Annotated in this window: 36 protein-coding genes; 12 read left to right on the plus strand and 24 right to left on the minus strand. The window is 67.8% G+C overall.

Going from position 1 to position 20,958, the window contains the following annotated elements:
- Positions 1–4 precede the first annotated feature (4 nt).
- From PKF00_RS03575 to PKF00_RS03605, 7 genes are all read left to right on the plus strand, one after another.
- Positions 5–1,261: a hypothetical protein gene (locus PKF00_RS03575; protein WP_271215870.1), complete on the plus strand. Its 1,257-nt coding sequence runs from the start codon at positions 5–7 to the stop codon at positions 1,259–1,261.
- Positions 1,262–1,270: 9 nt separating this feature from the next.
- Positions 1,271–1,882 (plus strand): hypothetical protein, encoded by a 612-nt coding sequence (locus PKF00_RS03580; RefSeq protein ID WP_271215871.1) that lies wholly within the window; start codon positions 1,271–1,273, stop codon positions 1,880–1,882.
- The gene (locus PKF00_RS03585; RefSeq protein ID WP_271215872.1) at positions 1,879–2,319 is read left to right on the plus strand and encodes a hypothetical protein; all 441 of its coding nucleotides are present in this window, start codon (positions 1,879–1,881) and stop codon (positions 2,317–2,319) included. The genes PKF00_RS03580 and PKF00_RS03585 overlap by 4 nt, the downstream gene beginning before the upstream one ends.
- Positions 2,309–2,653: a hypothetical protein gene (locus PKF00_RS03590; RefSeq protein WP_271215873.1), complete on the plus strand. Its 345-nt coding sequence runs from the start codon at positions 2,309–2,311 to the stop codon at positions 2,651–2,653. The genes PKF00_RS03585 and PKF00_RS03590 overlap by 11 nt, the downstream gene beginning before the upstream one ends.
- A gap of 37 nt (positions 2,654–2,690) precedes the next feature.
- Positions 2,691–3,677 (plus strand): peptidoglycan recognition protein family protein, encoded by a 987-nt coding sequence (locus tag PKF00_RS03595; RefSeq protein WP_271215874.1) that lies wholly within the window; start codon positions 2,691–2,693, stop codon positions 3,675–3,677.
- A 17-nt stretch (positions 3,678–3,694) separates the two neighbouring features.
- The gene (locus PKF00_RS03600) at positions 3,695–3,991 is read left to right on the plus strand and encodes a hypothetical protein (protein ID WP_271215875.1); all 297 of its coding nucleotides are present in this window, start codon (positions 3,695–3,697) and stop codon (positions 3,989–3,991) included.
- 112 nt (positions 3,992–4,103) lie between these two features.
- The gene (locus PKF00_RS03605) at positions 4,104–4,379 is read left to right on the plus strand and encodes a DUF8825 domain-containing protein (RefSeq protein WP_271215876.1); all 276 of its coding nucleotides are present in this window, start codon (positions 4,104–4,106) and stop codon (positions 4,377–4,379) included.
- Between the two features lie 21 nt (positions 4,380–4,400).
- On the opposite strand, the gene PKF00_RS03610 is transcribed toward PKF00_RS03605, so the two are convergent.
- Both PKF00_RS03610 and PKF00_RS03615 read right to left on the minus strand, forming a co-directional pair.
- Entirely contained in the window at positions 4,401–4,658 is a 258-nt protein-coding gene (locus PKF00_RS03610; RefSeq protein ID WP_271215877.1) for a hypothetical protein, read from the minus strand.
- A 224-nt stretch (positions 4,659–4,882) separates the two neighbouring features.
- A complete protein-coding gene (locus PKF00_RS03615; RefSeq protein ID WP_271215878.1) occupies positions 4,883–5,185 on the minus strand; it encodes a hypothetical protein in 303 nt (100 codons plus the stop codon).
- A 318-nt stretch (positions 5,186–5,503) separates the two neighbouring features.
- Here PKF00_RS03615 and PKF00_RS03620 point away from each other — a divergent pair, with 318 nt between their 5' ends.
- Positions 5,504–5,695: a DUF8825 domain-containing protein gene (locus tag PKF00_RS03620; RefSeq protein WP_271215879.1), complete on the plus strand. Its 192-nt coding sequence runs from the start codon at positions 5,504–5,506 to the stop codon at positions 5,693–5,695.
- A gap of 25 nt (positions 5,696–5,720) precedes the next feature.
- Here the strand turns inward: PKF00_RS03620 and PKF00_RS03625 are convergent, their stop codons facing one another.
- The 15 genes from PKF00_RS03625 to PKF00_RS03690 all read right to left on the minus strand — a co-directional run bounded on the left by PKF00_RS03625 (position 5,721) and on the right by PKF00_RS03690 (position 13,513).
- Complete coding sequence (locus PKF00_RS03625) at positions 5,721–5,978, minus strand: hypothetical protein (protein WP_271215880.1); 258 nt, start codon at positions 5,976–5,978, stop codon at positions 5,721–5,723.
- Positions 5,979–6,169: 191 nt separating this feature from the next.
- Entirely contained in the window at positions 6,170–6,673 is a 504-nt protein-coding gene (locus PKF00_RS44470) for an HNH endonuclease family protein (protein ID WP_438827844.1), read from the minus strand.
- Positions 6,571–6,858: a hypothetical protein gene (locus PKF00_RS44475; RefSeq protein ID WP_309298368.1), complete on the minus strand. Its 288-nt coding sequence runs from the start codon at positions 6,856–6,858 to the stop codon at positions 6,571–6,573. The genes PKF00_RS44470 and PKF00_RS44475 overlap by 103 nt, the downstream gene beginning before the upstream one ends.
- Before the next feature lie 137 nt (positions 6,859–6,995).
- Positions 6,996–7,268 carry a hypothetical protein gene (locus tag PKF00_RS03635; RefSeq protein WP_271215881.1) on the minus strand — a complete coding sequence of 91 codons (273 nt, stop codon included), beginning with the start codon at positions 7,266–7,268 and terminating at the stop codon, positions 6,996–6,998.
- Between the two features lie 108 nt (positions 7,269–7,376).
- Complete coding sequence (locus PKF00_RS03640; RefSeq protein WP_271215882.1) at positions 7,377–7,793, minus strand: hypothetical protein; 417 nt, start codon at positions 7,791–7,793, stop codon at positions 7,377–7,379.
- 488 nt (positions 7,794–8,281) lie between these two features.
- On the minus strand, positions 8,282–8,599 hold the full coding sequence (locus PKF00_RS03645) for a PadR family transcriptional regulator (protein WP_271215883.1): 318 nt from the start codon (positions 8,597–8,599) through the stop codon (positions 8,282–8,284).
- Between the two features lie 121 nt (positions 8,600–8,720).
- Positions 8,721–8,948: a hypothetical protein gene (locus PKF00_RS03650; protein ID WP_271215884.1), complete on the minus strand. Its 228-nt coding sequence runs from the start codon at positions 8,946–8,948 to the stop codon at positions 8,721–8,723.
- An 87-nt stretch (positions 8,949–9,035) separates the two neighbouring features.
- Positions 9,036–9,521, minus strand: coding sequence for an HNH endonuclease family protein (locus tag PKF00_RS03655; protein ID WP_271215885.1), 486 nt, complete (start codon positions 9,519–9,521; stop codon positions 9,036–9,038).
- Between the two features lie 1,056 nt (positions 9,522–10,577).
- Complete coding sequence (locus PKF00_RS03660) at positions 10,578–10,799, minus strand: BldC family transcriptional regulator (protein ID WP_271216348.1); 222 nt, start codon at positions 10,797–10,799, stop codon at positions 10,578–10,580.
- A gap of 107 nt (positions 10,800–10,906) precedes the next feature.
- Positions 10,907–11,206 (minus strand): hypothetical protein, encoded by a 300-nt coding sequence (locus PKF00_RS03665; protein ID WP_271215886.1) that lies wholly within the window; start codon positions 11,204–11,206, stop codon positions 10,907–10,909.
- 12 nt (positions 11,207–11,218) lie between these two features.
- Positions 11,219–11,467 (minus strand): hypothetical protein, encoded by a 249-nt coding sequence (locus PKF00_RS03670; protein WP_271215887.1) that lies wholly within the window; start codon positions 11,465–11,467, stop codon positions 11,219–11,221.
- Complete coding sequence (locus PKF00_RS03675; protein WP_271215888.1) at positions 11,464–11,706, minus strand: hypothetical protein; 243 nt, start codon at positions 11,704–11,706, stop codon at positions 11,464–11,466. Before PKF00_RS03675 ends, PKF00_RS03670 begins: the two co-directional genes overlap by 4 nt.
- Before the next feature lie 231 nt (positions 11,707–11,937).
- A complete protein-coding gene (locus PKF00_RS03680; RefSeq protein ID WP_271215889.1) occupies positions 11,938–12,234 on the minus strand; it encodes a hypothetical protein in 297 nt (98 codons plus the stop codon).
- Positions 12,231–12,629 (minus strand): hypothetical protein, encoded by a 399-nt coding sequence (locus tag PKF00_RS03685; RefSeq protein WP_271215890.1) that lies wholly within the window; start codon positions 12,627–12,629, stop codon positions 12,231–12,233. The genes PKF00_RS03680 and PKF00_RS03685 overlap by 4 nt, the downstream gene beginning before the upstream one ends.
- Positions 12,626–13,513 carry a hypothetical protein gene (locus PKF00_RS03690; RefSeq protein WP_271215891.1) on the minus strand — a complete coding sequence of 296 codons (888 nt, stop codon included), beginning with the start codon at positions 13,511–13,513 and terminating at the stop codon, positions 12,626–12,628. Before PKF00_RS03690 ends, PKF00_RS03685 begins: the two co-directional genes overlap by 4 nt.
- Before the next feature lie 183 nt (positions 13,514–13,696).
- Between PKF00_RS03690 and PKF00_RS03695 the strand changes: the two genes are divergently transcribed.
- From PKF00_RS03695 to PKF00_RS03705, 3 genes are all read left to right on the plus strand, one after another.
- The gene (locus PKF00_RS03695; RefSeq protein ID WP_271215892.1) at positions 13,697–13,930 is read left to right on the plus strand and encodes a winged helix-turn-helix domain-containing protein; all 234 of its coding nucleotides are present in this window, start codon (positions 13,697–13,699) and stop codon (positions 13,928–13,930) included.
- Between the two features lie 158 nt (positions 13,931–14,088).
- Positions 14,089–14,922, plus strand: a complete 834-nt coding sequence (locus tag PKF00_RS03700; RefSeq protein ID WP_271216349.1) for a helix-turn-helix domain-containing protein — start codon at positions 14,089–14,091, stop codon at positions 14,920–14,922.
- Positions 14,919–15,119, plus strand: coding sequence for a DUF397 domain-containing protein (locus PKF00_RS03705; RefSeq protein ID WP_271215893.1), 201 nt, complete (start codon positions 14,919–14,921; stop codon positions 15,117–15,119). Before PKF00_RS03700 ends, PKF00_RS03705 begins: the two co-directional genes overlap by 4 nt.
- Positions 15,120–15,341: 222 nt before the next feature.
- Here PKF00_RS03705 and PKF00_RS03710 read toward each other — a convergent pair whose 3' ends face one another.
- Positions 15,342–15,737: a hypothetical protein gene (locus tag PKF00_RS03710; RefSeq protein WP_271215894.1), complete on the minus strand. Its 396-nt coding sequence runs from the start codon at positions 15,735–15,737 to the stop codon at positions 15,342–15,344.
- A 476-nt stretch (positions 15,738–16,213) separates the two neighbouring features.
- Here PKF00_RS03710 and PKF00_RS03715 point away from each other — a divergent pair, with 476 nt between their 5' ends.
- Positions 16,214–16,834 (plus strand): DUF6461 domain-containing protein, encoded by a 621-nt coding sequence (locus tag PKF00_RS03715; RefSeq protein WP_271215895.1) that lies wholly within the window; start codon positions 16,214–16,216, stop codon positions 16,832–16,834.
- An 87-nt stretch (positions 16,835–16,921) separates the two neighbouring features.
- Here the strand turns inward: PKF00_RS03715 and PKF00_RS03720 are convergent, their stop codons facing one another.
- The 6 genes from PKF00_RS03720 to PKF00_RS03745 form a co-directional block, all read right to left on the minus strand.
- Positions 16,922–18,151, minus strand: coding sequence for a site-specific integrase (locus tag PKF00_RS03720; RefSeq protein ID WP_271215896.1), 1,230 nt, complete (start codon positions 18,149–18,151; stop codon positions 16,922–16,924).
- Positions 18,151–18,336 (minus strand): helix-turn-helix transcriptional regulator, encoded by a 186-nt coding sequence (locus PKF00_RS03725; RefSeq protein ID WP_271215897.1) that lies wholly within the window; start codon positions 18,334–18,336, stop codon positions 18,151–18,153. Before PKF00_RS03725 ends, PKF00_RS03720 begins: the two co-directional genes overlap by 1 nt.
- The gene (locus PKF00_RS03730) at positions 18,333–19,724 is read right to left on the minus strand and encodes a replication initiator (protein ID WP_271215898.1); all 1,392 of its coding nucleotides are present in this window, start codon (positions 19,722–19,724) and stop codon (positions 18,333–18,335) included. Before PKF00_RS03730 ends, PKF00_RS03725 begins: the two co-directional genes overlap by 4 nt.
- Before the next feature lie 98 nt (positions 19,725–19,822).
- Positions 19,823–19,981 carry a hypothetical protein gene (locus PKF00_RS03735; RefSeq protein WP_271215899.1) on the minus strand — a complete coding sequence of 53 codons (159 nt, stop codon included), beginning with the start codon at positions 19,979–19,981 and terminating at the stop codon, positions 19,823–19,825.
- The gene (locus tag PKF00_RS03740) at positions 19,971–20,288 is read right to left on the minus strand and encodes a hypothetical protein (protein ID WP_271215900.1); all 318 of its coding nucleotides are present in this window, start codon (positions 20,286–20,288) and stop codon (positions 19,971–19,973) included. The genes PKF00_RS03735 and PKF00_RS03740 overlap by 11 nt, the downstream gene beginning before the upstream one ends.
- Positions 20,289–20,303: 15 nt before the next feature.
- Positions 20,304–20,954, minus strand: a complete 651-nt coding sequence (locus PKF00_RS03745) for a DUF2637 domain-containing protein (RefSeq protein ID WP_271215901.1) — start codon at positions 20,952–20,954, stop codon at positions 20,304–20,306.
- Between the last annotated feature and the right edge of the window lie 4 nt (positions 20,955–20,958).

Below are 20,958 nucleotides of genomic sequence, written 5' to 3' on the forward strand. Positions count from 1 at the left end.
GGACATGCCTCGCCTGGTGGTCGAGGTCGCGTTCACCTCGGGTGCGAACCTGGGGACGGCGTTGCACCTGGACGACGCCAGCCGGGGACGGCTGGGCACCGGCACTCTCGCCGCAGGCGACACGTGGGTGGAGGTCTCGGCCGACGTCAAGGTGCCCGCCATCACGACCCGGCGCGGCTCCACCCGCGTGGAGTCCCCGCTGGTCCGCTACGAGGCGGGCACCGGCACGGTAGTGCTGGACGACCCCGACCAGCGCTTCGACCCGACGAACCTGTCCGGGCCGTACGTCTCCGGCGGCCGGAGCCAGGTCACCGCGATGCGGGCGGTCCGCATCCGGGCCGTCTGGAACAACACCGCCTACCCGCTGTTTCGCGGCTTCGCCGACTCCTGGGATCTGGACTGGGGGCCGACGACGGCCACGGTGAGCGTTCCATGCACGGACGCCTTCAAGGCGCTGGCCGCCAAGCGGCGCAGCACCGGTATGCCCGTCGGGGACGGGGAGGACATCGGAGCCCGCATCCACCGCATTCTCGACTCGGCGGGCTGGCCGGCCGAGGACCGCCTGATCGGCACTGGCAGCACTGCGTTGCAGGCCACCACCCTGGAGGGCGACCCGCTGGCCGAGGCGCAGCTCGCCGCGGACACCGAGATCGGCGAGCTGTACGCCGATGCCGAGGGGCGGGTCCGCTTCCGCGGGCGCATGGCCCTGCTGACCGATGCCCGCTCGGCTGTCTCGCAGGCCACGTTCGGTGCCACGCCCGGCGTGGTCGAGCTGCCCATCAGCACCGACGACGCCCAGCTCTACAACGAAGTGAAGATCACACGGGTGGACGGCGTCGAGCAGATCGTGACCGACCCCGGCAGCATGGACGAGTTCCTGCCGCACACCTTCGAGCGCAGCGACCTGCTCATGACCACCGACGCCGAGGCCGCCAGCTACGCCGCCTGGATCCTCTACATCAGCAGCGAGCCCGAAGTCCGCTTCGACAAGATCGTGATCTATCCGCGGCGGGACCCAGCCGTGCTGTGGCCGCAGGTCCTCGGCCGCGAGATCGGCGACCGCATCACCTGCGTGCGCGTGCCGCCGACCGGTGGCTCCCCGGTGATCCGCGACAGCTTCATCCGCGGCATCGAGCACGAGATCGAGGGCCAGCGCTGGAAGACCACATGGCATCTCCAGTCCGCCACGAAGGTCGGCTCCTTCCTGACGCTGAACAACGCGACCACCGGTCGCCTGGACTTCAACGCCCTGGCCTACTGAGGGGGACGGATGAGCTTCAAGACCTTCAACGCCGGAGACGTACTGACGGCGGCCGACATCAACAACTACCTGATGGCCCAGTCGGTCATCGTCTGCACTTCCGGCACCCGGCCCGCATCGCCGATCGAGGGCATGACGGTCTACGAGACCGACACCGACCGGTACGCCAGCTACACCAACGGGTCGTGGTCGGAGATGATGACCATGGGTGCCTGGGCCAACTACGCCCCCGGCTGGAACGGCGCGATCGGCAACGGCACCATCGTGGCCCGGTACACGCGCCTGGCGGGCCGCACCATCATGTTCCAGATCCTCCTCACCTGGGGCGGCACCACCACGGCCCCGGGCGCGCAGTGGCAGTTCTCCATCCCGGTGGCCGCCGCCCGGAACTTCGCCGGCGTGGCGACGGTGTTCGACTCTTCCGCCGGCCGTCTGTGGACCGGCTCGTTCCGCGCGCTCAGCTCCTCCACTCAGATCGACCGGGTCTTCGTGGACTCCGCGGACGGTGACACGGGCAACGTGAACCGCTCCTGGGTCCTGAACAGCAACACCGCACCGTTCACCTGGGCGTCTCCGGACGAGCTGTCCATCTCCGGGTTCTATGAAGCAGCGACCGGATGACGACCCGGCGGACGAAGGCGCTCGGCGAACATCCCTTCGAGCTGTTCTTCGGCGGCCTGGCGGTGTTCGCCGGTGCCTTCGCCGTGCTCGGCGTCGTCGGCTCGGCCAGCGTCAACGCGCTACTCCCGCTGCCGGTGGTGCGCGCCTGGGGTGCTCTGCAACTGCTGGCGGGCGTGCTGATGGTGGCCGGGATCCTGTTGCCTTACGTCCGGCCTCGCGCTCTGGTGCTGGGCTGGCGGATCGAGCGGGCCGGGCTGTGGCCGCTGGCCGCGACCGCAGTCATCTACGCCGTCGTCGTGCTGGCCTACTCCGGTACCCGGGCGCTGTACCCGGCGGGCGTCTACCTGGCCCTCGCCGCCACCTGCCTGGCCCGCGCCGCGACCGTCACCCGGCTGGAGCGTGAGCTGCGCCAGGTCGGCGGGCGCGATGGCGGTTGACTGGCTGACCCCGGCCGTCATCGCGCTGCTGGCCGGCGGCGCCGGGCAGCTCCTGACCACCCTGGTCCGTACTCACATCGACCTGCGCCGGGCGCGGTCGGACGAGCGACGCGCCCCGGTCGATCTGGACGCCGCGGCCCTCGGTGGCGCCGAGCTGGCGGTCGGCACGGTGGTGGCCGCGCTGCGCGAGGCCGAGGCACGCATCGCCCGCCTGGAGCGTGAAGCCGCTGACAAGGACCGCCGCATCGAGCACCTGGAGCAGGACCTGACCCGGGCACACGCCCGGATCGGACGCATGCAGGGCGAGCTGGACCGCCTGCGGCCCGACCCATGAGCCGCGCGTCCGCCCGCCTCGACCGATCGGAGGGAACGTGATCGACCTCGTCAGCCGCGCCGACTGGGGTGCCCGCGCGCCGAGCGGCTCCTACACCACGCTCACCGCCACCCGGGGCGTGAAGGTCCACTACACCGGGGGGCATGTGGACCCGGCGACCTTGGCGAACCACGGCCAGTGCGTGGCGGCCGTGCGCGGCATCCAGGGCGGCCATATGAACGGCAACGGCTGGATCGACATCGGATATTCGCTGATCGTCTGCTCGCACCGGAAGGTCTTCGTCGGCCGCGGCCTGCACCACGTCCCAGCAGCTAACGGCCCCGGCCTCAACAGCGGGCACTACGCCGTGCTCGGCCTGGTCGGCACCTCCGGCGTCGTCACCCCGCCGGACGCAATGCTGCACGGCATCCGCGACGCAATCGAGTACCTGCGTGAGGAGGGTGACGCCGGGACCGAGATCCGGGGCCACCGCGACGGCTACGCCACAAGCTGCCCCGGCGATGCGCTCTACACCTGGGTCCAGGCCGGAGCGCCCCGACCATTCACGACCACCCCACCCACCGAACCGCCCGAGGAGGAAGAAGTGCCCGAAGTCGTCTCGCTCGGCCTGAGCGCCGAGACCACCATCAAGCCGAACATCACCCATCAGCCCTGGTGGACCGAGGAGTACCGGGACACAGCCAGCTGGCACCCGGCCGGCGGCCAGTCCATCGCGCCGGACGCCGACGTGTGGGCTGACGTCGCCGCGTTCATCGCGCTGCGCGGTCTGACGCCCGGCGAGAAGGTCGAGATCGGCTTCACCCGGCACCTGGCCGAGGGCACGCTGGTGGACTACGCATGGCCGACCGGCCGCCTCATGACCGTCCACGCCGACGCCGACGGCCGCGTGGAGGCCAACATCGGCGGCCACCTCAAGCTGTCGGCGACCCAGCGGGGCCGGGTGACCATCCGGCACGCCAGCGCAGGCACGGTGACCATGGAGACCGCCTCCGCCTTCAAGGCCATCCTGCACCGCTACACCTGATCCTCGAAGGAGGAGTCATGCCCAACGTGCTCACCTCGATCGCCCGGACCATCGCGTCCAAGCTCGTCGGCGGCCTGATCGGCGCCGGGGCCGCGCTCGGCGTCGTCGTTCCCACAGACCTGTCCGAACAGACCACGGTGGCGGTCTCCGGCGCCGTGTTCTTCGTGGTCCAGGTTGTCTACTACGTCGTTGCTCGGTGGGTAGAGCGCCGGTATCCGTGGCTCGGCCAGCTCCTGCTGTGGAGCAAGTTCCAGCCGGTCTACCAGGAGGCGCGCACGGTCCGCGCCACCGAGGCGGCGCGTCCTCTGCCGTAGCTGGGCAAGTTCATCAGCGGCCCCTGCTGTCCTTCGGGACGGCGGGGGCTTTTTCGGTTGCACTCTGACCCCTCATAGGATCGTCCGTAACCACGCAGCACCTAGGGGGACTATGGCCGACTACGAGTTCCCGTCTGACCTGATCGAGGCGCAGCAGGCCTACTGGGCGGCCGACGCTCGCGTGCAGGAGGTCACCGACGCTCTGCCGTCCTCGCTCGCGATCGTGTCAGGGGAGGCCGTGATGAGCGACGAGCAGCGGGCCGAGCTGGAGCAGGTGCGTGCGGCCCGCCTGGACGCCCTGGAGGTGCTGGACCGGCACCCGCGGTGGGCGACGGTGGAGGACCGGTACGCCGCCCGGCTGGCGCTGCGGCGGGCCGCTGAAGCGTGATCGCAGTCCGGGACGCCCGGCTCAGTCGATGGAGACGGCCTTGAACCAGTAGTAGCCGTCCGGGCCGATCCAGCACTGGGTGACCCAGACGTGCGCCCCATAGCGCTGGATGATGTGATCCCGATCCGCCTGGCACTGCGCCAGGGTGGAGAAGGGGCCGCGCGTGACCGACGGGGGAGGGTCGCCCGCGAGGGCGGCGGCGGGCGCTGCGCCGGCCAGGACGGCGGTGCCCAGCGCTGCCGCGAGCAGGGCGGCGGCTGATAATCGGCGGATTTTCACGGGCGACTCCTTGTGGCTGGGTGGGAGGACACCTCAAGGTGACCATCGATCAGCGAGGGTGGGGAGCTACCGGTTTCCCATATTTCGGCTGCATGGCGTGCCGTCCGCAGGCTGTTTCGCATGGCTGAACAGCCTCGCTCTCCCCAGGCGGGTGGCCTTGCGGAAGGCCGCCAAGGGCTGAGCGGGCACGCCCCGCGCTGGTGTCCGAGGCGTGCCTGTCAGGGTCAGGGGAGGTACACCGCGTAGTAATAGCCGTCCTGCCACTGGTATCGCCGGTCCTCATAGTGGCAGGCCCTCACCCCGTTCACTCCGTATTCGATCTCCTGTTGGAGGTCCCTCCGGCAGGCCTCCGGGGTCGAGTAGGGACCCCTCTCGTACCAGTCGGGCGGCAGCAAAGAGGAGTGCACCCCGGTGGCGAGCGCGCCGCTGGTCTGGGTGGTGGCGGCGGCGGGCGCTGCGCCGGTCAGGACGGCGGTGCCCAGCGCTGCTGCGAGCAGGACTGCAGCAGGTAGTCGACGGACCTTCAAGGTGGCTCCTCAGCTCGGGAACGAGAAGAACACCTCAATATGACCATGCAGCGCCGAAAGCGAGGAGCTCCCATTTCCTCATATTTTGGATGCATAGATCGCTTTTTCTGGTTATTTTCTTCCACTCCGAATGTGGCGTTTTTATCCTCTCTTACGAAATGCAGTGATATTTCACTATCAAATTCACGCAAAAGGGCATTGACGTACCGTGAGACACCTGGCGCGAACCCTGCGGTGTGGCGATACCAGGGCGACGCCGGCTGACGGGTGGGGCCGGACGGCAGAAAGCCCCCGCCCCGGTGAGGGGCGAGGGCGCCGGTGTCGGCTGCGACGTTGGTGGCGGCGCCGACCGGGGCGGCGGAGGTCACGGAGAAGCAGCGGGCCGAGCTCGCCGGGGTGCGGGAGGCGCGGCTCGTCGCGCTGGAGGTGCCGGATCGGCACCCGTGGTGGGCGACGGTGGAGGACCGGTACGCCGCCCGGCTGGCACTGCGGCGGGCCGCTAAAGCGTGATCGCACCCCAGGTCGCGGGGTGGGTTCAGACGGTGAAGACCCTCTTGAACCAGTAGTAGCCATCCGGGCCGACCTGGCACGGGGTGACATAGAAGTACGACCCATAGCGCTGGACGACGAGATCCCGGTCCACCTTGCACGAGTCCACGGTGGAGTAGGGGCCGTACGTGACCCCCGGGGGAGACTCGGGAGATATGGCGGCGGCGGGCGCCGCGCCAGCCAAGGCAGCGGCGCCCAGCGTTGCCGCGAGCAGGGCTGCGGCTGACAATTGACGGACCTTCACGGTGACTCCTTACGGCTGGATAGTCGGACACCTTCAGAGGATCATCGATCGCCGAAGGCGAGGAGCTACCGCTTCTCCATATTTCGGCAGCATGGCGCACTGCCCTGCGGCTGTTTCACTTGGCCTGAACAGCAGAGGGCCCCGCTCACCCTCCCTCAGGAGGACGAGCGGGGCGCTTGGTGCGTCTGGCGTCAGCGGGTAGCGCCCTCACTGCTCTCGGCGGCGGTGGAGAGTGGCACGTTCGGGCAGGCTCCGGCGAGCTCGGTCAGGGTGTCCCGTTCGGCGGCGTCGACGGTGAGTGCCCACCGGAGCTTGACCGCGACCCATTCGGTGACGTACCGGCAGCGGGCTGGCTGGTAGGGCGGCAGCCACTGGCTGGGGTCCTTGTCCGCCTTGGACCTGTTGCTGCGCGCGGTGACCGCCACCAAGTGGCCGGGGTCGTCGAGGTCGTTGGCATACTCCTGCCGCTGGGCGGCCGTCCAGGTGGAGGCGCCGGAGTCCCACGCCTCCGCGAGCGGCACCAGGTGGTCGACGTCGAGGCGGCCGGCCTCTTCGACGATCGTGTCGTCGTAGTAGGAGTACCACCTACCTCCTACGAGGTCGCAGCCTGGCTGCTCGACCTGGGGGCGGTCGCGGCTTCCTCGATCAGCGCCTCCTCCCGGGTGTTGCAGCCGTCGCGGTCGCTGTCGGTCCAGTGCTTGAAGGACGTGCGCTTGTAGCCGGTGCGGTCCTCGAGGGCTACGGGGAGGACGGCGACGGCCTCTCGCAGGAGCGGGCCTGGGGTGCGGGCTGAGGTGGCGGCGCTGGCGGGGATGGCGGTGACGGTCAGGGTGAGGAGCAGGGGGAGGGTGGCGGCGGTGCGCCGGGTCGAGGTAGGCATGGGCCACAGCTATCAGGCTTCGTTGCTCTATGTGGTTAATCTGCTACCTGAAGTGCCGAATGGGTTGGGGTGACCGCCACGAACGGCACGAAACCCCCGCCGCCCAGAAGGGCAGCGAGGGCTCGTTCGCCTCCGAATCAGGCGCGCTTCCACCGCCACTGGCCGTTGTCGTACTGCGAGCACTTGTAGCGTCGGTTGGTGACCTTGGCGTAGCCGTACCGGTTGTGGGCCGCCTTCGGGCAGTAGGCGCCCGGGGTAATGCAGTTCCAGTGGTTACCAGACCGCTGGTAGGTGCACGCGGCCGTCGCCGCAGAGGCACCGCCCTGAATGCTGGCGGCGGCGGGCATCGCGGTGGCGGGAACAAAGGCGGCGACGACGAGGGCGATGGAGACGATGAGGCGCTTGAGCAAGGATGCTCCCAGAACGTGGGGGATGAACATAAGGGAGACGGGCGGTGTCCGCACGGAGTTGGCCCGCGGTGGTGTCCTCATCCGGACAACGCGAGAGAGCAAATCCCGTTACTCGTTCGACTGATCTCCGACTGCTCTGCTGCGCCGCTTCACTTCCACGCCCCAGCGCTTACGCAACCACTCGATCCCGGCGTAGAAGCCGACGATGCCCGGCAGGGTGAACAAAGCTGAGCCCCACCCTTGGGAGAGGTTCACGTTGATCACTCCGAAGGCCAGGAGAGGGCCGAGTAGACCCCAGGTGCGCCAGTCCGACGTAAGCACCCAGCATGCTGCCTGGTACAGCCGGTAGAAGCGTGGCTGGTCTGGTGCCTGGAGAGCAATGCGGAGTTCCCACACGCGGCCGAGCTGCTGGAGGGCATACATGATCTGCATGGCTCCAGTGGCTTTCGCCTGCGCTAGGTCGTACAGCTCAGCCTTCAACTCTTCGGTGAAACGGCTTCGATGCTGAGCTGGGAGCAGTCTCATCGCGAGGCTCACGAGGTGCTCGGCTGAGTGAGATGTGGAGGCAGGCTCCTCCCTTGCTATGAGCGATTTTGATCTTTCAGCTGATATATCGACTTCTCCTAGAGCGACAAGGAGATCACTAACTTGACGTAGGGCGTTATCGAGGTCGTGTACAAGGTCGTGGGCGTGAGTGTCGGCAAGGTCGTGGGCGCGCATGAGGTTCTGCGCTAGCTCGTGAGCGTGGGTATGGGTGAGGTCGTGAACGGGATGGCAGGGACAGATGAAGGCGCGAATGTGAAGCCGAGTGAGGTCACGAGTGAGGGTACGAGTAAGAGCGCGGGCCCGCGGTAGGTCGTGTTCAAGAGCGAGCGTGAGATCCTGGGCGCGGACGCTGCTGCGGGCTAGGCCAAGTGTGAGATCAACGGTCTGGTCGAGAACCTCAAGGGTGCCTACGGTGACGCCGGGCCCATAATTACGCTGGTCAGGCTTGTTAGTTAAACGAGGATCACTCACGCCGTACCACCCATAGGCCGTTGGGTCAGATCGCGCAGCATGCCGACTTTGGTGCGGGCCTGAGCGAGTGCAAGACGGGCGCGCTCGGCGCCATCCGGGGTGAGCTGGTAGTAGCGACGGCGAGGCCGGGCTGCCTCGTGAGGATCGACGTCCTCGAACCGGGATTCCAACCAGCCGATGCCCTCGAACCGGGCGAGGATGGGGTGGATGGTGCCGCTGGCCAGGCCAGAGGCAGCGCAGATCTCCAGCCCGTACATCTCCCTTGTGGGGTCGTCAAGGAAGGCGCGCAGTACGAGCTGGGTCGGGATGGTCATTTTGGGAGTGCTACCCATGCTGTAACTCTAGCTAGGGGTAGGGGTATGCGTAGCGAAAACCTCATATCTCCCATATGGCCGGGCTGAAGCTGAGTCTCCCCCGGCGATCACAGCTCCTACATCAGTGCAGTTGCCCTGCCCGAAGACCTTCGGGGAGTCCCTTGCGCACGGCGCGCATGATGGCCGCCCGTGCACCTCGCTCAGTGCGGCCTTCGAGGGGAAGGGGGGTGCCGGTCAGGGTGTACCACTCCTCGGCGCCGGTGTACTGGATCTGCACATGTACTCGGTCGTCGCAGATCTCGGTGCGTACGGTGACGTCTCCAGTGATGACGCCGACTTCATCGGTCATCACCCCGCCTGGTCCGGCAACCGCGTGCGATTCGTGGCTGTGACTGCCGGCCACTCGTCCCCTCCCCGTCCTCCCGCCCTGCCGAGGTTATCGGCAGGTGTCCAGCATCTCGCCCAGCGCCGCCTTCTCTGTCTGGGTGATGGACAGGGCGTAGTGCTGCTTGACCTGTACCCAGGCGCGGGCGTAGGTGCACCAGTAGCTGCGCAGCGGCGGCTTCCACTGGTCCGGCGATTGGTCGCCCTTGGATCGGTTGCTGGCGGCGGAGACGGCAATGAGCTGCGGCCTGCTCAGGTCGTTGGCGAACGCGCGCCGGCGTTGGGTGGACCAGGTGTCGGCGCCGGAGCGCCAGGCGTTGGCGAGGGGCACCATGTGATCGATGTCGACGCTGGAGGAGCGGGTGTAGGACCGGCCGTCGTAGACCGACTTCCACCGGCCGGAGACGGCGCGGCATTCGTCGTCATGGCGAACCGCCGTGCCGTCCCGTTTGAGGACGACCTCGCGGGTGTCGCAGCCGGGACCCTTGAGGGATTGACTCTGCCAGTGGGGGAACTTCGCCCGTGAGTAGCCGGTCATGGAGTGGGGTTGGGCGACGGTTAGCCCGGCCAGCGCGGTGCGAGCCGCGGTGGTGGTGATTGGGGCTGGTGGCGCAGCGGCGGAAGCGGCTTGCACGGGGAGAACGGAGGCTGTGAGGAAGGCGGCCGAGGCGCCGAGGATCAGGGGAAAACGCACCGAGTGCTCCAGCGGGAGGGGATGGGCTGTTTGGAAGACGGTTAGGGAGGGTGAGAGGTTGGCGGCCGGGGCCGAGGATGACGCCGGATCGGTGCGGCTATCAACGGGGATCGCCGTAGTCACGGGTGGTACAGGGCGCATGGAAGTCTTGTATTTCTCTATTGCGTTGTTTGTGGCGATATGTGGATGCGCATACAGGCAGGTCCTTATGGAAATGACACATAGCTGCCTGCCGAAACGGTCTCCACGGAAAGGCGTGGTCAACTAGCCTTTCCCTCGCATGGGTCACAAGACGCTCACCTGAGTGCTTCTTTCGCCTGTCTCAAGTCATCGGGTCGGTACTGCCCGATGAACATCGGGCGGAGGGGGCCGGCCTTCCCGGTCATCAGGTGAGGAGCTGTCGCGTGACGTCAGCACCCCTCCCGTCACCTGACGGGAACAAGCGTGAGAAGGGCTTGTGGATCTATGCCGCAGCGAAGAAGGTGGCTTTCTTCCTGGTAGCCCGCGGGCTCTGGGAAGCAGTCCGCCTGCTGTGGCGGAGGATCCGTGAGGGTACTCCCTGGGACGACATCCTGTAAGGGATACCGCCCCGGAGAGCCTTCTCCACGCTGCCCTCGGTTTGACGCACCAGCTGGCAAGCACCGCGTCAGGCCGGGGGCTTCTTCGTTTTCAGTGGACTGTCCACAGCATGCTAGCGAGCTTCGGCTACTTTTGCAGACTTTTGGCACTGTTAAAAGTGCGCCAAAAGTCCAAAAGTCCAGCGGGGGTAGGTCCCTCATCGAGGAATACCCGCTGGTCAGCAGCTTCCGCCTTCTGACTCTCGGAGTCAACTACCAGTTATTTTATCGCTGACTTCTGTCATCGGTTGAAAGTAGAGACGCAGGCTGTGCCTCTCCTTGCTCAGGTGCCGTCGCCTGTCTGGCCGCGCAGCAGCGCGCGCACCTCGGTCTCCCAGTACCTCCGTTGTCCACCCGGAGTACGGGTGAAGGTGAGCCGACCCTCTCTCGCCCAGCGGGTGACGGTCTTGGGGTCGACTCGGAACATGCTCGCGACTTCGCCGGGGGTCAGGAGCCGCCCGGTGGTGCCGTCGATGGCGAAGGAGCCGTCAGAGCCGGTGACCATGATGGTCGCCATAGGAGATCTCCCGGGGAGTGTGGGGGCGGAAGCGGCCGGACGGCTCGCGGAGCGTGTCAGCACGAGCCGTCCGGGGATCAGGGGATTCGCCGCTCTCAAGCGGGGAATCGGGGGCGGCACACCTGGCAGGGACGCCACCAGATGAACCGTCCCTGAAGCATTCGCCAAGGCCCGGCGGTGGGGTACTGGAACGAGGCCAGCACCAGCATCCGGAAGACCAGCACGGTCGGGCCTTGGCGGATGAAGTCGTGCAGCTGGCGGTGGGAGTCGCACATCTCCTTGGGCGGGAGGCGTACGAGCTTACGGGCGAGTACGAGCTGGTGGACGAACAGGACCACTACGGCGACGGCGTAGGCGACGGCCGTGTAGGTGGTGATCAACCCGATCGTTTCCAACGGGTCTACTCCTCAGGAGGGCAGGCAGGGGGATTGCCGGACCCGGTCGAGGATCTCGGCATGGTGGGCGAGCGCTTTGGCCAGGCGCTGGGGCGTGGAGCGGCCGATGGAGGCCCGCGCTCCGGCCGCGCGCTGAGCGGCGGTCACCGGCTGGTGGCGGTGCGCCCACCAGCGAGGCAGGCCCGGCAGGTCGCGCGCCTCGTAGTGCCAGCCCGGGTAGAGGGTGCTCAGCAGGGCGATGACGTCGGAGTCACGGGTCATGCGCGGCTCCTCAAGAGGCCACGCCACACCAGCGCGTAAGTCCACGGCCAGGCGGCGGCGCACCCGATCAGGCCCAGGACGACCAGGGCGCGGGGGCCGATGCCAAGGCAGGAGGCGTGCGGGGTGAACATGCGCTGGGTGAAGCGGGGGGTGGTGGCGACGTACAGCGTGCATATGGCAAGGCAGGTGAGTGCGCCGGAGCCGTACAGGCACAGCACGTTGAGCAGCGACTCGAGCACGGGTTTCCTGACGGGACGTGGTGGGACGACGGATATACGCGCTGGGGTAGTGCCCGGCCGGGGTGAGATCCGGCCGGGCACCAGGTGCCGGTCGTGGGGTCAGGCGACCGGCGGCGGTTTCCCTTCCCCGACGTGTGGAAACCGCGCTTGTGTGCGGCCCGAGGCCCTCTTTCCCGGGTCGCACGTCGAGAGGTGCGGCGGCGGTGAACCGTGCCGTCGCCGCACCGGCTTTCAAGACCGCAGGAAGCTCCGGAGAGCAGCAGGAGACCGAGGAAGGTCAGGCAGGGTCTTCAGGAGCTCGGCCTGACGGGTCAGCTCCTCGTCCATTCGCTCCGAGGAGGGCGTCTTGATCAGGAGCCTGATACCCGCGTCGATCTCTCGCTGGTCGGGGAACGGGCTGCGGAGGGCGCTCCAGACGCGGATGCCCGAGTCGTAGGAGAGGTGCCAGCCGGGATGCTTCTGCCGTAGCGCGAGGAGCTGCTCACTGAGCAGGCCCACGTCCACGGGCGGTGTTCGCGGCCTCGTCACGCGACCCTCCGGTACGGATGGCGTGAGGGCTGCGGCGCGGCGGCGTGCGCCTGGGAAAGGATGCCGCCGCGCCTGCTCGGGGGAGGCGGAGACACAGGGGCGGGCGGGGGTGCCTCGCCTCGGGCGACCCTGGCCATCTCCTCCTCGTACATCAGGGCCTCCAGGCCCTCGGCCGTGTCGGACTCGACCAGTACCGGCTGAGGCGCCGACCAGCCCGCCACGGCGTAGAAGCGGCGGTTGCCCAGGCTGTAGAACACGGTCCACTCCGGCCACTTCTCGTCCAGCTGCTTGGCCTGCTCGCGGGCCGGGCCGTCCCACAGGCGGCGATACACCTCGGAGACGATGGCCTGCCCGTCACGGTGCCGTCCCGGCGCGCGGGATGGGCGGCCGATCATGACATCCCCCGCGTGGCTACTTCCTCCTGGTGGTGAACCTCGTCGAGCAACTGTCCGTAGGTGTCGGCGTCCACGGTGCGGAACGGCGGCGAGGACAGCTCTCCCTCCGCCACGTCGTTCGGGAAGGGCTGCTCCCGGGTGGCCCAGTAGCGCCCGGCGTCGCTGAGCATCACTCGCCAGCCCGGGATGGCCGGTTCGGGCGTTACGGATCTACCATCTCCCATGGGTCGGACCTCCTGAGTCCGGTCAAGGGCCTGTCCCGGCGCTCGCATCGTCGGGCAGGTCCGCCTTATGCGGTGAGGAAGAAAGATCTGGAGCCCGCCGTACGGCACGGGCAGGCGTCGCGTCGGCGGAGCGGCGTCCGCCCTGCCGGAGCCGCGGGCACTCGCGCGGGGGTCGCCGAATGTGGGCCGCCGGTCGTCGTCGCGCCGGGGCGGTCGGCCGGCAACGGGGCGCGACCAGGGACGAGGGAAGGGCCGGGGCGCCCGTCTGGGCAGCGGCGTTACGGCGGGTGCGGCCGGGAGCGGAGCCTGCTGCGGGGCCGCGGCGGGCACGGGCGCGAGGGACTGCTGGACGAGCGGCTCGGGGCGGCGCTGCGCGGGCACGAGGGGGATCACCTCGACCGGTGCGACGTCGGCGGGCGGCTCGACGCGGGGGAGGACCTGCGGGCCACCGCGACGCCGGGCCTCCAGGCGGGCGTTCATCAGCGCGCCGTCCGGCTGAACGTACTCGTGATCGGTGGACTGGCCGGGGCAGCCGTGCGCGTAGGGCGCGTGCCCACAGGCGGCGCACCCCATCGGCATCGGTGCCGCATCGGCGAAGCAGCCGCAGCCGTCCCGAGAGGCCGTGTTCCGGTCGAGGACCGGAGCACTAGGGTTGTTCATGGGTCAGGACTCGCTTCCTGATCAAGGACCCGTCCTCGGTGTGCGATACCGGTGGCGGGTCCGCTTCGTCTAAAGCGGAAAATCGAGCGGTAGAGCGTGCCTAGGCATGCCTAGGCGTGTCTATGCGTGCTTAGGCATGCTGGAGATCGCCCAAGCGCGATGCAACCAAATACCGTCGCGTCCATGATCGAATTCGAGCCAGGCCGACCCAAGTGGGAGCAGATCGCCGAGGTCTACGAGCAGCGCATTCGCAGTGGCGAGTGGCCGCCTGGGCACAAGCTCCCGAGCATCGTGGCGATCATGGGAGAGTACGGCGTAGGGAACAACACTGGTCGTCACGTTCTTCAGCACCTGCGGGATCTCGGGCTCGTGAAGCTCGTGCCGAGCCTGGGCACTTTCGTGCTGCCGCAGGGGTAGACCGCCGTTCGGGACGGCCGATCCGGGTACCCCTGTCATGATGGCCTCACTCACAGTGTTGATATTGCGAGCTCATCATGCGCGTGCCGACGGCACGCGCGCAAGACGTCGGCACAGAGAAATATCGCGTTGGACACGGCACACTGGTGCCCATGCCTATGAAGTCCCCCACTGTCCGGCATCGTCGCCTGGGCCGTGAGCTGCGCAGACTCCGTGAGGAGGCTGGTCTCAGTACCAATGAGGCGGCGCTTCGGCTCGGATGGTCGCTCAGCAAAGTCCATCGCGCCGAGGGCGGCCGAATCATGGTCTCCGAGACGGACTTGACCCACGCCTGCGATCTGTTCGGGGCCGACAGTTACACCAAGGGCGGGCTGATCCAGCTGGCTCGCGACGCCAACCGCCGTGGCTGGTGGACGGCTTACTCCGACGTGTTCACTGGTAACTACGTCGCACTCGAAGCGGAGGCCACGGCCATCCGCACATGGGAGACGGCGGTGATCCCCGGACTGCTCCAGAGCGAGGACTACGCACGGGAGGTCATCCGCGCACGGCATCCGGACCTGAGCGCGGGCGAGCTGAAGCGGCGCGTGGACGCCCGCATGGTTCGCAAGATCAATGTTGTTGGGTCGACTGCCCCGACACTGCACGCCTTGATCGACGAGGCAGCCATACGCCGTCCCGTGGACTCTCCAGACACCATGGACCGCCAGCTCGGCGACCTTCTCCAGGTCATGGAATGGCCGCACATCACAGTGCAGATCTTGCCGTTCAGTGCCGGAGCCCATCCGGGGATGGAGGGAGCCTTCTCAGTCCTGCACTTCGACCCGGAGGACCCGGCCGTCGGCTACGTTGAGAGCCCGGCGGGAGAGGTATACGTCGAAGCAGCCGACCAGGTGCGGAACCTTATCCTGCTGTTTGAGCGCCTCGCTGGCGCGTGCCTGTCCCCCGAGGAGTCCGCGGCGCTCATTGCCGCGGTAAGGAGCAAAGCATGATCTCCCCCGACCTGTCCGGCGCCGAGTTCCGCAAGTCCAGCCTCAGCGGCGGCAACAACAATTGCGTCGAAGTGGCGACGAACCTTCCCGGCGTCGTCGCCATCCGTGACAGCAAGGACCCGTCTGGCCCGGCGTTGACCTTCTCGGCGACGGCCTGGGGGAACTTCCTGGAGGACATCCGCAGCGAGGGTTTTTGATCGAGGACGACGAGTCCGCGGCCGCGCGCCTGGGAAGCTTCGGCCGCGTGGCTCGTTCGCCCCTCACCGCAGAGATTTCGGTGCGCAGACGATAGCCTGTCGGCTTTGTTTTTACATCGGTAGATGCGCCTATATTGGTCCGTAAAAGTGGACGGAATTCCAGATACGCCATGCTAGTAACCCCGCGTCCCATCTCAGGACGCGGGGTTTCGGTTTTCAGGGTCAGACCGCGCGCCGTTCGATCGCGCGCTCGGGGACGCCGGCCTCGGCCAGTCGGGCGCGACGGCGGTCCCGCAGGACGACGACACCGAGCCGGGTGCGCTGGGCCTCCAGGAGCGTCTGGCCCTTGCGCATCAGCTCGTGCAGGGACTGCTTGCGGATGCCGAGGATGCCGGCAATGTGGTTGATGGAGTAGTCGCCGCCCTCCTTGGCGGCCGAGGCCGCGCGGGCGATGGCGCGGAGTTTGGCCTGGCGGAGGGTCTCGGTCAGCTCGTCGATGAGGACGAGGTTCGCGGGGTCGTCGGCGGCGTGGTCCTCCAGCCGATTGAAGAACCGGGCGAGGTTGGCCGCGAGCTCGGCGGGCTCGGTGACCCGCTTGGCACGTCGGGGAGCGGTCATCGGAGACCTCTTTCAGGAGAAGCTGCTGGGGCCGAACGGAGCGCCGAGTAGCGCGGGATGGTACGCGCGTTTTCCCAGTACAGAGCGCGGTTTCGTGTAGCGGCTGGTGTAGCAACGCGTGTAGCAACGCGGCGACGTTCACTGTCATCCGCCGACGTTCACCGAAGTCCGTGAGCTGGGAAGACGTACTTCGGTGAACGTCAGCGACCCCTCTGCCTAGGGCTACGGATCAGAAGGTTAGGGGTTCGAGTCCTCTCGGCCGCGCAGCAGGTCAGAGGCCCTCCGGGATCATCCTGGAGGGCCTCTTTCATGTCCGTACAGCAGCGCAATACAGCAAGGGGATCTACCGCCTCCGCCGCCGGCCCTGACGGGTGCCGGAGAGAGTTCATGAGAGCCTGCTGACGAGCCCCTGTTCTGTCTCACCCGTCTGCGAAGATCCTGAACTCCGCGTACCCGAAGTGACGGAGTCTCACGAAATGAGCGATGAGCGGCCCGCAGGCGTCGACATGTACCGCCACTATCGGCGTCTTCTCAAAGACAACTGGCTGGGGGAGGCCATCTGCTGGACCGTTGTCGTCCCCAACGACGGAATACCGCTCACGCTCGCCGAGATCGGGGAACGAGTGAGCGGCGGCACGAGCTACGAGATCCACGAGAAGGCATCCTTCGAGGACGACTACTCCGACGAGGCCGACTGGGCGATGCTGGCAGGGCAGTCCGGTTCGGTGACCGAGTTGTTCGAGTACAACGGCTGCCACGGCACCTATCCGCCCACGCTTCCACGTCTCAGTGTCGGTGCCCGGGCCTACAGCGTCTACTGGAACGTGAACGCCAACAACCGCGTTGCCTTCGCCGCCGATGGAGAACTGCTCCTGATGGTCGATGCCATGTACCCGGAGGAGTGGGCGCAAGAGCCGAATCTGACGCGCTGGCCCGAACTGGTGGCCATGGCGCCGCACTTCAAATGGAGAAACGGGAAGAGCTGGCGAGCGGCGGCGCTGGCGACGATCGAGCTGACCACAGGAGCCAGGCTGAGCCTGGACTGGTTTGACCAGGAGCGCCCCTATCTCACTTCCCAAGATCCTGTATCGGGTTGAGCAGAGATGAGGCCAAATGCGATCGGAGGAGGCGCGGAAGAGGGCCCTCAGAGTCTTTGAGGGCCTTCTTGCTGACTGCGGTCGTCGTTAACCGTTGAGGCTGGCGTTCAATCGATCGAGTGCCTTACGCGTCTCGGGCGACGGGATCTGGGTGTAGACGTCCATGGTCATCGAGATCTGCGAGTGTCGCAGGACGCGCATCGCGACGCGGGGGTGGACGTCGAGGGCGGCCAGGAGCGAGGCGCAGGTGTGCCGGGTGTCGTGGACGCGGATCGTCGGTACGCCCGCCCGCTGGCAGTGGGCTTCGAAGGCCCGGTTGAAGTTGCGCGGTTCGATCGGTGTGCCGTTCCGTGTGGTGAAGACGAGGTCGGAGTCCTGCCACTTCTTCCCGGCGGCCTTACGGGTGTCCTCCTGGACGTGCTGACGGTGCTTGAGGGCGGTGACGCACAGGCCGAGGAGCGGCAGCGAGGTCGTCGAGTCGTCGGTCTTGGTCGTCTCCCGGTGAAGAAGCTGGCCACGGACCCGGTTGAGCTGACGGGAGATCCACAGCTGCTCGCCACCGAGGTCGACACAGTCCCAGGCCAGCCCGAGCACCTCACCACGCCGCAGGCCCAGGACGAGGATCAGCACGTAGGCCGCGTAGAGCGGGTCGTCAATCGCCCGCAGATGTTCGAGAAACCGTCGTGCCTCGTCGACGCCCCACACCACACGCTGTCGCTTCTTCTTCGTCTTACTGGCGGCGGGCAGGGTGGTCAGCGCCGCGACGTTCTTGGAGATCAGCTCCTCCCGTACGGCGTTGCCCAGCGCGGAGCGCAGGACACGGCGGATGCTCGCGATGGTGCTCCGGGAGGGATACCCCTTGCAGCACTTCCCGACGGCGCAGCATCGTCGCTTGTTCTCCAGGCGCCGGTGGTCCTTCTTCTGGTCACAGCAGGTGCACAGGGTCGGCAGCGTGTTGAGCCAGATCTGCACGTCGCGGACCGTGAGCTTGTCGAGGCGCTTCTTCCCCAGGCTGGGGATGATGTAGAGCCGGACCAGCGGTTCGTAGGCCACGTAGGTCGTCGGCTCCCGGTTGGGCTCGATCACCTCGGCGAGCCAGCGCGTCAGGTAGGCGGCAAGGGCGGGGTGCTTGGTCGGCACCGGCCCCTTGCGCGCCAACTCGTGGAGCTTGAGCCACTTCTCGTGGGTCTCCTGACGGGTCTTGCCATAGGCCCACTTCCGGGTCCTCTTGCCCTCCGGCGTGGTGACCCAGACGTAGCCCGCCCAGCCGTCCTTGTACGGGAAGACCGACCCCTCACCGTTCGAGTGCTTTCCCATCAGGCCGCCTCCTCGCGAAGTCGGGTCACGTAGTCGTTCAGCGCGGACTCCGGGATACGGCGGCAGCGAACGCCGACCACGACGGAGGCGAGCTCGCCAGATCGGATGAGGGTGTAGAGCGTCCACCGGCTGACCTTGAGCTTGGCCATCACCTCGGGCACCGTCAGCATGTCGTCGGTCTTCATCGGCCGCCTCCACCGTCCGGTGAAGCGGATGGGGGCGGGTCACCACTCAGGAGAGCGGCAAGCAGGGCATCTCCGGTGGACAGGCCCTTGCCCGCGTACTCCCAGTGAGAGATCACGAGGACGGTGTCCTCGTCGAACAGGGGCAGGCGGCCGGTGGTGATCTCGTCGGTGCGGGCGTGGTCGCGGCGTTCGTCGCGGATGGCGCCCATAGTGGTGGAGTAGTGCCGGGACCGGGTGGAGAAGTGGCCGCGGAAACCCAACATGTGGGCCCACTGGGTCAGCCGCAGGTCGGCGTACTCGTCGAGGTCGCCCAAGCGCATGCACTCGGCGATGAGGCGGCGGGGATGGTCGCGCAGGTCGAAGGCGGTCAGGTCGTCGAGGGGGTTGATGCGCCGATCGAGGGTGCCGACGCATTCGGCGGCCTTGGTGGCGTACTTGGCGATGTAGCCGGCCACCGCCTGGTCCGACAACTCCCCGTCCATGGTGATCTCGCGGACGTCGAGCTGCCGTCCCCACCGCAGGACCCGTGCAGGTTCGTCGGCGGTGGCGGGAGTGGTCACGGTGACAGCGTGAGCGGCGTGCCGTACGGCGTCGGCCAGCATTTCCGCTGTGGCCCAGGCCGGAGGCGGAGAGTCCGGCCCGTCGGGGCCGTCGAGGCGGATGACGGCGTGGAAGTGCACCATCCCGCGCCGCTGGTACTCGGCGACCTTGGCAAACGAGATCGTGCACTGGTCGCGCAGTTCCCGCAGCGTCAGGCCCGCGGTTTTGGCGACGCGGCGGCGCAGGGCGTCGGTGAAGTACTTCCACAGCTGCGGGGCCAGCGCGTTGAACAGCACGCTGCCGGTGTAGTCGTAGCAGTCCGGGCACAACGGTTCGCCCAGGCAGGACTCCTCGGCTCCGTGGCGGACGGTGCAGGACATCACCCGGCCGTGCGGGCAGGTGACGGCGTCCCGGCGGGCGTGGCAGGGCAGCGGCCTTCCGTTCTTCTCCCGCCGGGTGTGCACGGTGCCGAAGGAGGGGGCGGTGAGGGTGACGAACAGGCATGGATGAGCGGTCACCGAGGCCGGGACGCCCTTGCCGCCGACGAGCCCGGCGCGGATGAGGTGGTAGGTGTCGGCCCGGTAGACCTCGGCGCAGGTCGGGCACCGGGAGGCCCGCCGGGTCTTGCACGGCAGCCGAAGGACGCCGTCGGGTTCGGTGGCGGTGGTGTAGGAGTGCAGGAGCCGGCCGGTCGCACGGTCGACGTGCAGGACGCGACCCCGCAGGTGGATCGGCTGACGGCACCCGCCCGTCCGGTGGATCTGGAAGGCCCAGCGGGGGTAGTTGCGGTCGTTGAGACGGGTGATCATGCCTGCGATCGCGTGCGGATCAGGGTGGATTGTGGGCAAGATGGTCTCCTCCTTTCACTCGTTCGGGTGAGGGGGGATGGCCCCCGACCTGGCAGGCGTCTTGGCGGATGTACGGCCAGGCCGGGGGCGCCGACGACTCAGCAGAAGCCGAGGCCGTCGCAGTGGGTGCAGGTGGTGCCGAGGCTGTCGCTTCCGGTGCCGCCGCAGGTGCAGCACCGCCACCACCGGGACGGGATCTCAGCCGACGTCACCGGCTCGGCCGACGTCACCGGCTCCTCAGGCGGGTCAGAACTCATGACGCGGCTGGGGAACGTCGGGATGGGCGGTGCTGAGGATGGCGGTCCACTCGACGTGGACGGCGCCGAAGCAGCGCGAGACCGTGTAGAGGCCCAGCGGCAGCAGCCGCGGGTCCACGGTGGTGCCGCACAGGGCGGCGATCCGGTCGATTTCGGCGCACAACTCCTCGTCGGTGCCCTGCTCGGGGTAGTAGGTGATGATCGCCGGGTCGATCGGGACAGGGACGGCGGGGTTGGCCTCCAGGAAGATGGCCAGGTCCCGCAGGCCGCCGATGAAGGCGGTACGGCGCTGGGTGTCGGTGGACATGGTTGGTTCTCCTTCTCATAGGGCGTCCGGCGCGGTGCGCAGGGTGCGCAGCAGGTCGGAGGCCAGTTGGTGGGACACACCCAGACGGGCGCGCAGCGTGTCGCGGCTGATCGGCCTGCTGTGCGCGGTCTGGTATTCCTCGGCCACGCGCCGGGCGTAGTCGAGGAGCTCTGAGGACGGCCCGTCCTGTTCGGCCTCGACGGCCTGGACGGGCGCGGAAACCGAGACCGGTTCGGAGACGATCTCCGGTACGAAGGACGAGGCTAGGGACGACTCGGGCCGGGGGCCGGTTGCTCGCCGTTCGAGCATGGAGACCGCGACGAGGAACGCCCCGGCCGGGGTCGCGGCGGTGATCCAACCCCAGGGGGACGGGTCGGCCTGGTTGAGATTGGCGGCCAGGGACAAGACAACCCCGGCGACCAAGACAAGGGTGGGCCAGGAGATCCAGCCGTTCTGGGTACGTCCGGTGTGCTTGTCGCGCTGGCGTTCCCGGGCGGCCATGACACAGGTCAGGTCGACGCACACCGCCACCGCCCAGGACATCCACCCGGTCTGGCCGTGTTCGGCGGCGGTGTCGCGGATGTGGGTGAACGATCCGGCACCCGCGATGGCGGCCAGCGCCAGGATCGGCCCGGCGTCCAGCACCCAACGGATGAGGCGTCGCATCGTG

It is taken from the genome of Streptosporangium carneum (assembly GCF_027922005.1).
Classification (GTDB): domain Bacteria; phylum Actinomycetota; class Actinomycetes; order Streptosporangiales; family Streptosporangiaceae; genus Streptosporangium; species Streptosporangium carneum.